The organism is Janthinobacterium sp. CG_23.4 (assembly GCF_029892305.1).
Lineage (GTDB): Bacteria > Pseudomonadota > Gammaproteobacteria > Burkholderiales > Burkholderiaceae_D > Janthinobacterium > Janthinobacterium lividum_D.
On the sequence record NZ_JARXUX010000001.1, the window covers coordinates 2,551,519 to 2,566,937 of the forward strand.

Sequence of the window (15,419 nt, forward strand, 5' to 3'; positions counted from 1 at the left end):
GCGCTCATTACAAGCCCGTGGCGGCGCTGATATACGCCTTCATTTTCTCGACATCGGTATCCATCACGATGAACTTTTGCGGCAAGTCTTCGATGTTTTCGAAGCCCGCTGGCCGTTCGGCGTCCACGCCCAATGCATCGAGGATGGTTTCGTTGAACTTGGCCGCCAGCGCCGTTTCCAGCACGATCATCGGCACATTCGGCTCCAGGTGCTCGCGCGCCACCTTGATGCCGTCGGCCGTGTGCGTATCGATGATGATGCCGTAGTCGTCGGCCACGTCGCGGATGGTGTCGAGGCGGTCCTGGTGCGTGGACTTGCCCGACTTGAAGCCATACTTGGCGACCAGCTTGAACTCGTCGCCATCGCTGCCAGGCTTGCCGGACAAATCAAAACCGCCGTGGCTGTCCACTTTCGCAAACAGCGCACGTACACGCTCGCCGTCGCGGCCAACCAGGTCGTATATGAAGCGCTCGAAGTTCGAGGCCTTCGAAATATCCATCGACGGGCTGCTGGTGTGGTAAGTCTCGGCCGACTTGCGCACGCGGTACACGCCGGTGCGGAAAAATTCGTCGAGCACGTCGTTTTCATTCGTCGCCGCCACCAGTTTCGAGATGGGCAAACCCATCATGCGGGCGATATGGCCGGCGCAGATATTGCCGAAGTTACCCGACGGCACCGTAAACGACACTTTCTGTTCGTTGCTGGTGGTAGCCGACAGGTAGCCGCGGAAGTAGTACACGACCTGCGCCACGACGCGCGCCCAGTTGATGGAGTTGACGGTGCCGATCTTTTGTTTCGCCTTGAACGGCAAGTCGTTCGAGACGGCCTTGACCATATCCTGGCAGTCGTCGAACACGCCTTCGACGGCGATGTTGTAGATGTTCGGGTCTTGCAGGCTGAACATCTGCGCCGTCTGGAAGGCGCTCATTTTCTTGTGCGGCGACAGCATCAAGACGCGGATGCCCTTCTTGCCGCGCATCGCGTATTGGGCCGCGCTGCCCGTGTCGCCCGACGTGGCGCCGAAAATATTGAGTTCGGCGTCATGCTTGGCCAGCGTGTATTCGAACAGATTGCCCAGCAACTGCATGGCCATATCCTTGAAGGCCAGGGTCGGGCCGTTCGACAGCGCCTGCAGCATCAGCGTGGTCTGTACGCCCTTGACGCTATTTTCTTCGAGCAAGCGCAGCGGCGTGATGTCGGCCGCGTTTTCACCGGCGCGGACGTTTTTGTAGACGGCCTTGGTATAGGTTTTCGCCGTCAATGCCTTCAAATCCGCAGCCGGGATATCGGTGGCGAATTTCTTCAGGATTTCGAATGCCAGGTCGGCATACGACAATGTGCGCCAGGCATTGAGCTCGGCACCAGTGACTTGCGGGTAATGTTCTGGGAGATACAGTCCGCCATCGGGGGCCAGTCCGCCCAGAAGGATGTCGGAAAATTGCTGCAAAGATGACTGTTGCGACTGCAATGGCGCTTTATCAGCGCGGGTAGACACGTAGTGCATAAATTTGAAGAGTCCAGTTGAGCTGAGTGCGGTTGATCATGAATTGCAGCGGATATTATAGTGCCACAGGCTACCCAAGGCGAATCGCATGCGCAAGCAGCCGTGCTGAGCGGCGCGCTTGTTGCCAAACAGCAGCGCCTGGCAAGGCTGACATCGTTTAAAAGCATTGCACTTTTGAAATTTGTTTGACCAGATCAACGCGCTGCATAAAGGATGCGCGCCCATGCTGGTGTGCGCGCGCGATTTGCGCCACACTCGTCCTTGTCGGCCGCAGTGCGGCCATTCATGGAACCGGCCATGTCGCTGAGTAAAAAACCGTATCTGCAAAGTGCCACGCTGCGCCCTGACGCCGTCGTCGACCTGGACAACTATCCGTTCACCATCCCCGCTATCCGCGACTTCGTGCGCATGGATTTTCATCGCGACGTGACGTTTTTTGTCGGTGAAAATGGCAGCGGCAAGTCAACCATGCTCGAAGCGCTGGCCGTGGGGTTGGGCTTGGGCAAGGATGGCGGCACGCGCAATGTGCGCATCGCCGTGCCATCGGACCAGGAATCGCTCTTGCATGCGCATCTGCGCCTGAGCAAAAGCTACAAGCAGCCGGACGACAGTTATTTTTTGCGCGCCGAGAGTTTTTTCAATGTCGCCACCTATATGGATGACATGCCCGAATACCTGGGCAGCTACGGCGGCAAGTCGCTGCATGCGCAATCGCACGGCGAAGCGTTCATGGCGACCTTGATCAACAAGCTGAGGGGCAAAGGCCTGTATCTGCTCGACGAGCCCGAGGCAGCCCTGTCGCCCAGCCGCCAGATGGCAGCCCTGTCGGTGATCCACCAGCTGGTGCAGGATGACTCGCAGCTGATCATCGCCACCCACTCACCCATCCTGCTGGCCTACCCGAACGCGAAAATCCTGATGTTTAGCGGCGGCGGCATCCACGAAGTGGCGTACGAAGACACGGAACACTACGCCGTGACGCGCGATTTTTTGAATCACTACCCGAGAAGGCTGGAGCAGCTGTTTGAGGAGGAGTGAAGTTGGTGGCTGAGGTGGTGATGTCGGCTTACGCCCTGCGGGCTAAGCCGACCTACGCCGACCGTGGCGTATCGTAGGTCGGATTAGCGCTGCGCGCGTAATCCGACACCACCATCAGCACATCAACAAGCGGCGTGATTCACCGTGATGACGTGCACGGCAAGGCCACCCAAGGACGTTTCCTTGTACTTGTCTTGCATGTCCGCGCCCGTCTGGCGCATGGTTTCGATGACTTCATCAAGGCTGACGAAGTGCGTGCCGTCACCCTTCAGCGCCAGCGAGGCGGCCGTGATGGCCTTCACGGCACCCATGCCATTGCGCTCGATGCAGGGGATCTGCACCAGGCCGCCGATCGGGTCGCAAGTCATGCCCAGATGGTGCTCGATGCCGATTTCAGCCGCGTTCTCGATCTGTTCATTCGTGCCGCCCAGCGCGGCCACCAGGCCGGCCGCCGCCATGGCGCACGCCACGCCCACTTCGCCCTGGCAGCCTACTTCGGCGCCCGAGATCGAGGCATTACGTTTGCACAGCATGCCAATGGCCGCTGCCGTCAGCATGAAACGGCGCACGCCGCCCACAGGGTCGCTGGGTCGGCAATCATGCGCGTAATAGCGCAGCACGGCCGGGATGATGCCGGCGGCGCCGTTGGTCGGTGCCGTCACGACGCGCCCACCGGCCGCGTTTTCTTCGTTGACGGCCATCGCGTACAGGCTGACCAGATGCACGGCATCGTGCGGCAAGTCGTTGGCGCGGTTGTCCGACGCTTTCGTCTCCTGCGCCAGACGCCATAATTTGGCGGCGCGGCGCTTGACGTTCAAGCCGCCCGGCAAATTGCCCGTCGCTTCCAGGCCGTGCGCGATACAGTCGCGCATGACGTGCCAGATGCGGTCCAGGCCTTCATTGAGTTCCGTCTCGCTGCGCTTGACGCACTCGTTGGCGCGCAGCATTTCCGGGATCGACAGACCACTTTCCACGCCATGCGCGAGCAGCTGCTCCATGGTATCGAAGGGAAATACGACCGGCGCTTTGGCGGCCGATTCCGCTTCGCCTTGCGCCTGGCCCGCAGCATGCCCTTCGCCCTCTGCACGGATAAAACCGCCGCCAATCGAGTAAAACACCTTGTCGACGCGGCTGCCATCGGCCAGTATCAGGGTAAAGCGCATGCCGTTCGGGTGTTCGGGCAAAGAGACACCCTTATGCCAGATCAAGTTCGCCGCTGCCGTAAACGGCACCACGTGCGTACCCAGCAGCGCGACCTCACCGGCCGCATCGATGGCGGCCAGCTTGCTGTCGACGGCATCGGGCGCCACGTCTTGCGGCGTTTCGCCCATCAAGCCCAGAATGACGGCCTTGTCTGTGGCATGACCCACGCCCGTCAGCGCCAGCGACCCATACAAGGCTGCCTCGACGCCCACTACCTGGTCCAGCGAACCGTATTCGACCAGAAAACGCCGCGCCGCCGCCATCGGCCCCACAGTGTGGGAACTCGACGGCCCGATGCCGATCTTGAACAAGTCAAATACGCTCATATCCATGTAGTGTCTCTTTATATTGGTATTTTTTTATTAATTATTGTGCAATCTTCAGGCAGCTTTGGCGTGCTGCCCTGCGTCGACATTGGCCAACATATCGGTGACCATCTGCTCGACGCCGATCTGCGCTTTCCAACCCCAGTCGGCGCTGGCCTTGCTGTCGTCGAGACTTTGCGGCCAGCTGTCGGCGATGGCCTGGCGGCTGTCGGGCTTATAGCTGATCTTGAAGTCCGGCACCGTACGCACGATGGCTTTTGCCAGCTGCTCGGGGTTGAACGACACGCCCGCCACATTGTAGGACGAACGGATCTTGATCGATGCCGCCGGCGCATCCATCAGTTCAATGGTGGCGCGGATGGCGTCTGGCATGTAAATCATCGGCAAGGTGGTGTTCGCATCGAGGAAACATTCATAGCGCTCACCGCGCAAGGCTGCATGGAAAATGGCGATGGCGTAATCGGTGGTACCGCCGCCCGGAGGCGATTTATAACTGATGATGCCCGGGTAGCGGATGCTGCGCACGTCCACACCATACTTGTTGAAGTAATACTCGCACAGGCGTTCGCCGGCCAGCTTGCTGATGCCGTACATCGAAGTCGGGTCCATCACCGTCATTTGCGCGGTGTTCGCCTGCGGCGTGTTCGGACCGAAAGCGGCGATCGACGATGGCCAGAAGATGCGCAAGGGTTTGCCCGCGACACCGCGTTCGCGCGCCAGTTCCAAGATATTGAGCAAGCCATCCATGTTCAGGCTCCAGGCCTTCAATGGCGCCGCCTCGCCCGTGGCCGACAGCATGGCCGCCAGCTGGTAGACCTGGGTGATGTGCTCGTCGGCGATGATTTTCGCCAAGCCGTCCTTATCCAGTACGTTCAATTGCGCGTAGCGCTTGGCCTGGTACAGATTGTTTGTGCCGATATCGCCGGCGATGACGTTGTCCGCGCCGTGCTGCAGCGCCAGCGCGCCCACCAACTCACTACCGATTTGGCCGTTTGCGCCGATGACTAAGATGCGTTCCATGCTATGTCCCTGAATTCTTATTAATTAGTAGTGGTAGTGGTCGTAGTGAGCAGGCCCAGTTCCTGGCCGGCCTGCTCGAAGGCGGCCAGCACTTGCACTAGCTGTTCGCGCGTGTGCGCAGCGGACAGCTGCACGCGCACGCGGGCCTGGCCCATCGGCACGACCGGGTAAAAGAAACCGGTCACCAGCACGCCCAGTTCATACAGGCGGGCGGCGAATTTTTGCGCCACGGGGGCATCGAACAGCATCACCGGCACGACCGGATGGGTGCCCGGCTTGATGGTAAAGCCGATGCGCTCGATTTCGCTGCGGAAGAAAGCCGTGTTTTCATGCAGGCGGTCGCGCAGTTCGGTCGATTTGGCCAGACGCTCCAATACCGACAGCGAGGCGCCGGCGATCGATGGCGCCAGGGTGTTCGAGAACAGATAAGGGCGCGATTTCTGGCGCAGGGTGTCGATGACTTCCTTGCGCGCCGCAGTAAAACCGCCCATGGCGCCGCCCAGGGCCTTGCCCAGCGTGCCCGTGATGATGTCGATGCGGCCCATCACATTGTGGTGTTCGTGCGTGCCGCGGCCCGTCGCGCCCATGAAGCCGGAAGCGTGGCATTCGTCGATCATCACCAGCGCGCCATACTTGTCAGCCAAGTCGCAGATCTTGTCGAGTTGCGCAATCGTGCCATCCATCGAGAACACGCCATCCGTGACGATGACCTTATGGCGCTTGCCGGCGGCAAGCGCCGCTTGCAATTGCACTTCCAGATCGGCCATGTCGTTGTGTGCATAGCGGTAGCGGCCAGCCTTGCACAGGCGGATGCCGTCGATGATGGAAGCGTGGTTCAGCGCGTCCGAGATGATGGCGTCGTTTTCATCGAACAGGGGCTCGAACACGCCGCCGTTGGCGTCGAATGCGGCCGCGTACAAAATCGTGTCCTCGGTGCCCAGAAATGCGGAAATCGCCTGTTCCAGTTCTTTGTGCACGGTTTGCGTGCCGCAGATGAAGCGCACGGACGACAGGCCGTAGCCGTATTTTTGCGTGGCGGCAATAGAGGCTTGCTGCGTCTGCAGATCGCCGGACAGGCCCAGATAGTTGTTGGCACACATATTAATCAGGGTACGGCCATCGTCGCATACCACTTCGGCGCCCTGGCGCGAGGCGATCACGCGCTCGGGCTTGTACAAGCCCTGCTGGCGCAATTGATCGAGATTCTGTTGCAGACCGCTGAAAAAGGTGTTCTTCGCTTGCTCGCTCATGATGATCCTTGTGTGTCCCTGTTGTATCGGTGGTATCCGGGTGACCTCAGCGGCCATAGGGGAACAGCAGCCGCTTGACCGGTGCGCGCAGTATGCTGTACCGTGAAGCGCTGTTTGAAGTCTACACGTTTCCGTGCTTTTCCTCAAAATCCACTATGTCGAACTGAAATTCAATATAGTGGATATTACCCAAGCCTACTGAACTTTGCAAGCCACCTGCCGATGAAAACCAGCATTTCGACCAATTCTCCACCCGAAGTGGGTGCAACACTGCAACGGCTGCGCCTGGCGCGCGGCCTGACACTGGAAGATTTGTCGCGCATCGCGGGCGTCTCGAAGTCCATGCTGTCGCAAATCGAGCGCGAAAAAGCCAATCCCACCATCGCCATCACGTGGCGACTGGCCAACGCCCTGGGGGTACAGATCGGCGAATTACTCTCCAACGCAGAAAAAACCGTGGAAACCATCCGCATCACGGACGCCCACGAAACCCCCACCCTGCCAGGCGACCATGCGGGCTACGTGCTGCGCATTCTGGGGCCGATGGAACTGGCCGGCAAATACGAGTGGTATGAAGTGACCCTGGCGCCGGGCGGGGAACTGGCGTCGCAGCCGCATGACCCGGGCACCACCGAGCATTTGACAGTGATCCACGGCAACCTGGAACTGGAAGTAGGCATGGCGAAGAAAAAGGTCAAAAATGGCGGCACGGCGCGCTATCCGGCGGACCAGCCGCATACTATCCGGAATCTGGGCAAGACCGAAGGCAAGGCCTTACTCGTGGTCATCCACCGATAAGCCTCGCCAGCAACTGCGTCAATTCGGCATCGTTCGGCATCGACGTGGGCGGCCTCGATCATTTAAGCTTTCAGTCGATGTCTGAAAAGGGGCTGCTGGCACGCATCGCGCCTTGGCATCGGACGTAAAAAAGCGCGGGCCAACTGCACCCGCGCTTTTCAAGACAGAAAGATGAGCAGATTACTGCGCCGCCACCTTGGCTGGCTCCGCCACTACCGGCGTCATCTTCAGCGAACGGCTGAGGAAGCCCCAGCGATCGGCCACTTCTTCGATCTGCTTGGTCGTCGGCTTGCCGGCGCCATGGCCGGCCTTGCTGTCGATGCGGATCAGTACGGGTGCCGCGCCGCCTTGCGCTGCCTGGGCAGCGGCAGCGAACTTGAAGCTATGGGCCGGCACGACGCGGTCGTCGTGGTCGGCCGTGGTGATCATGGTAGCCGGATAGCAACCGCCCGCCTTCAGGTTGTGCAGCGGCGAGTATTTCACCAGTGCCTTGAACTGCTCGGCGTCATCGGACGAGCCGTAGTCAGGCACCCAGCCCCAGCCCACGGTGAACTTGTGGAAGCGCAACATGTCGAGTACGCCCACTTGCGGGATGGCCGCAGCGAACAAATCCGGGCGCTGCGTCATGGCCGCGCCCACCAGCAAGCCACCATTGCTGCCGCCGCCGATCGCCAGCTTGGATGGCGAGGTGACTTTGTTGTCCACCAGCCACTGCGCGGCGCCAATAAAATCGTCGAACACGTTTTGCTTGTTCAGCTTGGTGCCAGCCTGATGCCAGGCTTCGCCATATTCGCCGCCACCACGCAGGTTGGCCATCACATAGACGCCGCCCATTTCCACCCAGGCAAGATTGGCCACGGAGAAGCTTGGTGTCAGCGAAACGTTGAAGCCGCCATAGCCGTACAAATAGGTCGGATTCGTGCCATCGAGCTTCATGCCTTTTTTCGAGACGATGAACATCGGCACCTTGGTGCCGTCGCGGCTGGTAAAGAATTGCTGGCGCGTTTCAAAGGCGTTGGGATCGAAATCGACTTTTGGCTGGCGGTACATCGTGCTCTTGCCCGACTTCATATCGTAGCGGTAGATGGTCGCTGGCGTGGTAAAGCTGGTGTAGGAGTAGAACGTTTCCGTATCGCCACGTTTGCCCGCAAAGCCACCGGCCGAACCGATGCCCGGCAACGCCACTTCACGCACCAGTTTGCCCTTCAGGTCGACGATCTTGATTTGCGTTTGCGCATCTTTCAGGTAGTCGAGCACCAGTTGATTGTTGATCAGGTTGACGGCAACGAGGGTTTCCGCGCTTTGTGGCACGATTTCCTTCCAGTCGGAAGGCAGAGGTTTGCGCGTGTCGATGGCAATGACGCGCGATTTCGGCGCATTCTTGTCCGTCTTGAAGAAAAATACCGGGCCGTCATTGTCGATGAAGGCATACGCAGCGTCGAACGCTTCGAGCAAGCCTACCACCTTGGCGTTCTTCTGGCGCAAGTCCTTGTAAAAGACACGGTTCTTGCGTTCCGTACCCTGCGTGGCCGTGATGATCAGGTAATTGCCGTCGTCGCTGACGGTGCTGCCACCAAATGCCCATTCTTTCTGGTCAGGACGTTCGAAGACCAGTACGTCATCGCTTTGCGGCGTGCCGATTTTGTGAAAATACAATTTCTGGAAGTAATTGATATCGGCCAGCTTGGTCGCTTCGTTTGGCGCGTCATAGCGGCTGTAGAAGAAACCCTGGTTATCCTTGGTCCACGAAGCGCCGGAGAACTTGGCCCACTTGATGTGGTCCGTCAAATCCTTGCCCGATTCGATGTCGCGCACTTTCCACTCGTTCCAGTCGGAACCGGAAGCGGACGTGGCATAGGCCAGGTATTTGCCATTCGGACTGATCGAGGTACCGGCCAGCGCCACCGTGCCATCGCTGGACAGGGTATTCGGGTCCAGCAGCAGACGCGGTTCGTCCGTCAGTTTTTTAACCGTGTACAGCACGGCCTGGTTTTGCAAGCCGTCGTTGCGGCTGTAGAAGTAACGCCCGCCCTGCTTGCTTGGCGTAGAAAAACGCTCATAGTTCCACAGCTTGGTCAGGCGCTGCTTGATCGTGGCGCGCTCGGCGATGGTGCCCAGATACGACTGCGTCAGCTGGTTTTGTGCCGTCACCCACTCGCCCGTCTCAGCGCTGTTGGCATCTTCCAGCCAGCGATAGGGATCAGCGATGGTGGTGCCGAAATAGCTGTCTTGCTGGTCGACTTTTTTGCTGACCGGATACTTCACGGGAGCGCTATCGTCGGCTGGGCACGATTGCGCCATGGCATTGCCAGCAAAAGCGGCCAGCAAGCTCAATATGAGGGTTGTACTACGTAATTGCATGGGTGGTTGTCTCATTGTTGGATGTCGAAGAAAGCAAGCCGCTCAAACGTACGGCGCGGCTGCCCATGTTGACTTTCGCCAAGAGAAATCATAGCGCGGATTGATACTTTTAAAGCACAGTTATCTGCTGGATTTGCCGTCTTTTGTTTGGGGAAATGCGGTGAACTACCGTCACAAATTACTGTATTGGCGAGAATTGGCACACTGACGGACAGGCAAGAAACATTATCAAAAGCAAACCCGTTTCATCAAGCCGTCATAAATCTTCGTTACCATGCTCATATGTTCATGGCCCGTCCAGAGGCCGTGCCGCCACATCCTCCTATGCACACTCTCGCCCTCCCTTCCGCCACCGCCGCGCCGCCCGGCGCGATACCATCGAATATAGCTTACCTGAAGCCACATTCTGCCTCCATGTCCATCGAGGCAACGAATGCCTTGCACGAGATCCTGGCAGGGCGCAAGCTCAGCGCCCTGTTCCAACCCATCATCCACATGCACAGCGGCGACATCATCGGCTACGAAGGCTTGATACGAGGGCCTTCGGATAGCCCCCTGCACGCGCCGATGAATCTGTTCAAGGTGGCGCGCGCACATGGGCTGACGCTGGAAGTGGAACATCTGTGCCGGCAAGTGGTGCTCGAGCGCTTTGCAGAACTGCAACTGCCAGGGAAATTGTTTCTTAATGTCAGCCCTGAATGCTTGCTGCTGCGCAATGCGCGCCATGGAGAAACCCTGGGATACATCGAGCACATCGGCATCAACCCGGACCGCGTCATCATCGAGCTGACGGAAAACCAGCCCACCTACGATTACGAACTGATGCGCGAAGCGGTGCTGCATTACCGCAACATGGGTTTCCAGATAGCCATCGACGACCTGGGCGAAGGCTTTTCCAGTCTGCGGCTGTGGTCAGAATTGCGCCCTGAATACGTGAAAATCGATATGCATTTCATTCAGGGCATCAATAATGACCCGGTAAAACTGCAATTCGTGCGCTCGATCCAGGAAATCGCGGAAAAGTCAGGCACCCTGGTGATCGCCGAAGGTATCGAGGCACAAACGGAATTGCTGGTCTTGCGCGACCTGGGCGTGGCGTTCGGACAAGGCTATCACCTGGGCCGACCGAATGCAGTACCGGCACGCGCCCTGCCGGCCGAAGTGCTACAGGCGCTGGGGCGCAATGGCGTAGCCGTGTATCCACAGCGCAGCAGCCTTGAAAAGAACGGCGCCAGCATCCGCAAGCTGCTGCACCAGGTGGCCGCCGTTTCGCCCGAGAAAAACAATAACGAGGTATACCAGATCTTCCTGAAGGAGCCGAAGCTGATGATCATTCCCGTCGTCGACAATGGCGTGCCGCTAGGCCTGATCAGTCGCTTCGTGATGATCGACCACTTCGCCCGCCCCTACCAGCGCGAACTGTACGGCAAGAAATCGTGCAGCCTGTTCATGGATGCCACGCCCCTGATTGCCGACCACGAGACGAGCTTGCAGGAACTCAGCTACACCATGGTGCAATCCGACGCCCACCATCTGTTCAACGGTTTCATCATTACCGAACAGGGCCGCTACCTGGGCATGGGCACGGGTCACGACCTGATGCGCGAAATCACGCAGATGCAGATCAATGCGGCGCGTTATGCCAATCCGTTGACGCAACTGCCCGGCAACGTGCCCATCAACGAGCATATCGACCGTTTACTGCACAGCGCCGCCCGTTTCTGGGTCTGCTATTGCGACCTCGACCACTTCAAGCCCTTCAACGATGTGTACGGCTACCGCAAGGGCGACGACGTGATCCAGTTGACGGGGGAAATCCTCAGCAGCCATTGCGACCCGAACCGCGACTTCATCGGCCACATCGGCGGCGACGATTTCATGATTTTATTCCAGAGCGAAGACTGGGAAGTGCGCTGCCAGGCCATACTCGAGCATTTTGCTACCGCCATCCTCGCCTATCACAGCACGGGAGACTGCGAACGGGGCGGCTACATCAGCGAAGACCGGCAGGGGAAAAAAGTGTTTTATTCATTGATCAGCTTATCGTTGGGCGTCATCAAGGTCGGGGCGCACCAGTACTACACGCACCATCAGATTGCCACACAGGCGGCCGAAGCGAAGAAGCAGGCGAAGAAGATCCACGGCAACAGCTTGTTCCTCGACCGGCGCCAAGGCACGGGCATGGCGAGCCTGGGGCCTTAAGCGGGAAAATTGCGGTATTGCTCGACGAACTCACGCTCATGCGCGCACCGGCGCTGGACGTCAGTGGCGCGGCGGCAGCGGCGGAAAGCGACCCTGCTGCCATTGCCGCATAAGCTGTTGCGCTTCCTGTAACTGTGCCGGTTCCAGCCTGGCGGCGGCCGCTTCCCTGGCCATGGCCGCCGCGCTATCGCCGCTCTCGGCCGCCAGCGCCAGCCACATGTAGCCGCACAGCAAATCCTTTGCCACGCCGCGCCCGCTGTTATACATGCCGCCCAGGTTGTATTGCGCCAGCGCATAGCCCTGGCTGGCCGCGCGCGCATACCATTGCACGGCCAGGCTATCGTCTGGCGGCACGCCATGGCCATTCGCATACATGACGCCCAGATTGTTTTGCGCGCTGACATCGCCCTGCTCGGCGGCCGTGCGATACCAGCGCACGGCACAGACATCGTCGCGTTGCATGCCCTGGCCATTGGCATACATCACACCGAGGTTGAACTGCGCATTCGGCGCGCCCTGGGCCGCCGCCCTGGCATACCAGTCCAGCGCCTGGCGCCAATCGCGGACGATACCGCGCCCGCCCGCATACATGCCACCCAGATTGTATTGCGCCATGCAATGGCCCTGCAGGGCGGCGCGCCGGTACCAGAGCACGGCGCGCGCCTCGTCCATGCCCACGCCCTGGCCGTGCGCCAGCATCAAGCCGAGGTTGAACTGGGCATCGGCGTCGTCCTGCTCGGCCGCCCGCTGCAGCCACGCATAGGCACGCAGTTGGTCGGGCGCCACGCCCAAACCTTGCGCATACGCCACGCCGAGTTGCCGCTGCGCCATAGCCAAGCCTTGGGCAGCGGCTTGGCGAAACCAGGCCAGCGCCTGTGCATCGCTTTGCGCCACGCCCTGCCCACGCTTGTAGATCAGCCCCAGATTGAGCTGCGCCTGCGCATCGCCCTGCAAGGCTGCCTTGCGGAACCAGGCCAGGGCCAGCGCATCGTTCTTTTCCGCGCCCAGCCCCTTTGCATACGCTACACCGAGCAAGAATTGCGCGCTGGCCATGCCCTGCTCGGAGGCGCGGTAAAACCATGCCAGAGCCAACTCGTCGCTCTGCAGTACCCCGCGCCCATTGCGGTACATCTGCCCCAGGTTCTGCTGGGCTGCAGCATCGCCCTGGACGGCCGCACGGCGAAACCACAACACGGCGTCTGCATCACTCTGCGCCACGCCCCTGCCATGGTAATACAGGGCGGCCAGTTGGTTCTGCGCGAAAGCCAGGCCTTGCAAAGCGGCAAGGCGTAGCCAGGCGAAGGCGCGCGCATCGTCTTGCGCCACACCCTCGCCTTTCTTGTACAGCAATCCCAGGTTGAACTGGGCGTAGGCATTACCCTGCTCGGCAGCCGTGCGAAACCAGATATACGCCTGGTGCTTGTCTCTGGCAGTATGGTGCTTGTCCATGTGCGCCCCCATCGACATCGCGCTTGCCAGCAGAGCGCGCAAAGCGGCGGCCCAGGGCGGCGAAATCACGTGTTGCCTAAATTTTAAATTCGATGCACGGGAAGGACTTGAGCAGGCTCAAAAAAGATAATAAAATTATATCGTTTTGATGAGCCCGCCTTGATGCCAAAAGAGGGCTTGCACGCCAGAACAGGCGTGCGGCGGACATTAGGAGCGCGCGGGGTGCTTTTGCAAAAATTGCGGCACTTTCGCGGCCGCCAGCTTGTTCAGCGACACCAGCAAGTCGGCGTCGACATCGGCGATGCCGTAGTTGCTGCGCAAATGGCGGCCGATATGGATCAGCACTTGCGCCGCCACTTCGGCATCGGACTCGGCTCTGTGGGCGGCGCTCTTGAAGGCGATGCCCAACTGGCTCGACAGCAAGCCCAGCTTATAGCTGGCCAAGCCCGGAAACACGCGACGCGACAGTTTCAAGGAACACACGAGCGAGCGGTGCGCGGGCGTCAGGTTCAGTCTCGCGCTTTCCGCGCGCAGGAATTTTTCATCAAAACTGGCATTATGCGCCGACAAGGCATCGCTACCGATGAACTCCAGCAGCTGCGGCAGCACCTCGGTCACGGGCGGCGCCTTATCCACCATGGCCTGCGTGATACCCGTCAAGCCCGTGATGAACGAAGGAATACGCGCATTGCAATTGATCAACGTCACATAGCGGTCTGTGATCCGCCCGTCCTCGATGCGCAAGGCAGCCACTTCGGTGATGCGGTCGCCCATATCGGGTGACAATCCAGTCGTCTCGAAGTCGATCATGACGATCGGTTTGTCAAACACATGCATGGGGTGCTCTTTCGTAGGTGCAACGATAAGTGTCTCGATAAAATGCGCAGGGCAAGGCGCGGCAACGCCGCCACGCACACGCCACCCGCATTTTATCAGCCGAACTTGCGCACGGCGTCCAGCGCGAGTCCGGCGCCGATACTGCCGAACCGGTCGCCTTCGACCTTGCGCGCGGCCGGTACCAGGGCAGCGATCTTTTCGCGCAGCAAGCGCACGCCGGAAGAGCCGCCCGTGAAGAACACGGTGTCTACGGCTTCCGGCGCCACGCCGGCGTCGCGCAGCAAACGCAGCACGGTTTCTTCCACGGAACCACACAGGTGAGCGATGGCATCGTCGAATTGCGCACGTTTGAGCAACAGGCTGTGCGCGGGCGACAAACGCTCGAGCTCCAGCTGCACTTCGGCCGCGTCGGACAGGGCAATCTTGCCCTCTTCCACTTTCATGGCCAGCCAGTGGCCGGCACGCTCGTCGATCAGCTTTTGCAGACGTTTCACTTTGTCTTGCTCGCGTGCATCGCGGCACACGTCGGCCAGTTGCACCCAGATTTTCTTGGTGTACGCCAAGTTGATCGTATGCCAAGTAGCCAGGTTGAAATAATAACTGGAAGGCACTTCGCTATTGTTATGCAGGCGGCTGCCATAGCCGAGCAAAGGCATGACGGACGACAAGCTCAGGTATTTATCGAAGTCCGTGCCACCGATATGCACGCCGCCGGTGGCGAGGATGTCGTCGCGCCGTTCGGCTTTTTTCGCCCGCTGCGGCGACAGCCTGACCAGCGAAAAATCGGACGTACCACCGCCGATGTCGGCGATCAGTACCAGTTCTTCCTTGTCGATTTGCGACTCATAGTCGAAGGCGGCAGCAATCGGCTCGAACTGGAAGGCGACATCCTTGAAGCCCACGGAACGGGCCACTTCAGCCAGCGTATCCTGGGCCAGCTGGTCGGCCTGCGCATTGTCGTCGATAAAGAAGACGGGACGGCCGAACACGGCCGACGAGAACTCGCGGCCAGCCGATTGCTCGGCGCGGCGCTTCACTTCGCCAATGAATTGCGCCAGCAACATGCGAAATGGCAGCGCGCGCCCGCCCACTTCCGTCTGGCCATCGATGAGACTGGTACCCAGCAAGCTTTTCAGCGAGCGCATCAATCGCCCCTCGTAACCGGCCAAATAGCCAGCCAGCGCCGCGCGGCCAAAGCTGACTTCCTCGTCCTCCGCATTGAAGAAGACGACGGACGGTAAGGTCGTCTTGCCATCTTCCAGGCCGAGCATGGTGCTCTGCCCGGGACGTGCCCAGCCTACCGTGGAATTTGACGTGCCGAAATCGACGCCGCAAGCATTGGCCATGTCGACCCTTCCCTGAATAAAGGGGCATTATCTTATCAGAAGGCAGGCCATAGCACCAGAAAAATACTTGCGCCACGAGCAAGGC

Annotated in this window: 11 protein-coding genes; 3 read left to right on the forward strand and 8 right to left on the reverse strand. The window is 59.7% G+C overall.

All coding sequences use genetic code 11. The features are described from left to right. Positions 1 to 7: 7 nt before the first annotated feature. Positions 8 to 1,504, reverse strand: coding sequence for a threonine synthase (gene thrC / locus H4V96_RS11535; RefSeq protein ID WP_196855161.1), 1,497 nt, complete (start codon positions 1,502 to 1,504; stop codon positions 8 to 10). A 297-nt stretch (positions 1,505 to 1,801) separates the two neighbouring features. On the opposite strand from thrC, the gene H4V96_RS11540 reads away from it, so the two are divergent. Next, positions 1,802 to 2,542 carry an AAA family ATPase gene (locus tag H4V96_RS11540; RefSeq protein ID WP_196855160.1) on the forward strand — a complete coding sequence of 247 codons (741 nt, stop codon included), beginning with the start codon at positions 1,802 to 1,804 and terminating at the stop codon, positions 2,540 to 2,542. Positions 2,543 to 2,664: 122 nt separating this feature from the next. Here H4V96_RS11540 and H4V96_RS11545 read toward each other — a convergent pair whose 3' ends face one another. Genes H4V96_RS11545 through kbl form a run of 3 tightly spaced genes read right to left on the reverse strand, consistent with a single transcriptional unit; the run spans position 2,665 to position 6,341 of the window. After that, entirely contained in the window at positions 2,665 to 4,077 is a 1,413-nt protein-coding gene (locus tag H4V96_RS11545) for an L-serine ammonia-lyase (protein WP_196855159.1), read from the reverse strand. A gap of 48 nt (positions 4,078 to 4,125) precedes the next feature. After that, on the reverse strand, positions 4,126 to 5,091 hold the full coding sequence (locus H4V96_RS11550; RefSeq protein WP_196855158.1) for an NAD-dependent epimerase/dehydratase family protein: 966 nt from the start codon (positions 5,089 to 5,091) through the stop codon (positions 4,126 to 4,128). A gap of 20 nt (positions 5,092 to 5,111) precedes the next feature. After that, positions 5,112 to 6,341, reverse strand: a complete 1,230-nt coding sequence (gene kbl / locus H4V96_RS11555; RefSeq protein WP_010398487.1) for a glycine C-acetyltransferase — start codon at positions 6,339 to 6,341, stop codon at positions 5,112 to 5,114. 222 nt (positions 6,342 to 6,563) lie between these two features. Here kbl and H4V96_RS11560 point away from each other — a divergent pair, with 222 nt between their 5' ends. After that, a complete protein-coding gene (locus H4V96_RS11560) occupies positions 6,564 to 7,139 on the forward strand; it encodes an XRE family transcriptional regulator (RefSeq protein ID WP_010398490.1) in 576 nt (191 codons plus the stop codon). A 180-nt stretch (positions 7,140 to 7,319) separates the two neighbouring features. Here H4V96_RS11560 and H4V96_RS11565 read toward each other — a convergent pair whose 3' ends face one another. Beyond that, positions 7,320 to 9,500, reverse strand: a complete 2,181-nt coding sequence (locus tag H4V96_RS11565) for a prolyl oligopeptidase family serine peptidase (RefSeq protein WP_196855157.1) — start codon at positions 9,498 to 9,500, stop codon at positions 7,320 to 7,322. Between the two features lie 414 nt (positions 9,501 to 9,914). Here H4V96_RS11565 and H4V96_RS11570 point away from each other — a divergent pair, with 414 nt between their 5' ends. Further along, positions 9,915 to 11,702 (forward strand): GGDEF domain-containing protein, encoded by a 1,788-nt coding sequence (locus H4V96_RS11570; protein WP_196855156.1) that lies wholly within the window; start codon positions 9,915 to 9,917, stop codon positions 11,700 to 11,702. A gap of 60 nt (positions 11,703 to 11,762) precedes the next feature. Here H4V96_RS11570 and H4V96_RS11575 read toward each other — a convergent pair whose 3' ends face one another. The 3 genes from H4V96_RS11575 to H4V96_RS11585 all read right to left on the reverse strand — a co-directional run bounded on the left by H4V96_RS11575 (position 11,763) and on the right by H4V96_RS11585 (position 15,334). Continuing rightward, positions 11,763 to 13,220 carry a hypothetical protein gene (locus tag H4V96_RS11575; protein WP_334685988.1) on the reverse strand — a complete coding sequence of 486 codons (1,458 nt, stop codon included), beginning with the start codon at positions 13,218 to 13,220 and terminating at the stop codon, positions 11,763 to 11,765. Positions 13,221 to 13,358: 138 nt separating this feature from the next. Then, positions 13,359 to 13,988 carry a 3'-5' exonuclease gene (locus tag H4V96_RS11580; protein WP_010398502.1) on the reverse strand — a complete coding sequence of 210 codons (630 nt, stop codon included), beginning with the start codon at positions 13,986 to 13,988 and terminating at the stop codon, positions 13,359 to 13,361. Between the two features lie 95 nt (positions 13,989 to 14,083). Next, positions 14,084 to 15,334: an Hsp70 family protein gene (locus H4V96_RS11585; protein WP_010398504.1), complete on the reverse strand. Its 1,251-nt coding sequence runs from the start codon at positions 15,332 to 15,334 to the stop codon at positions 14,084 to 14,086. Between the last annotated feature and the right edge of the window lie 85 nt (positions 15,335 to 15,419).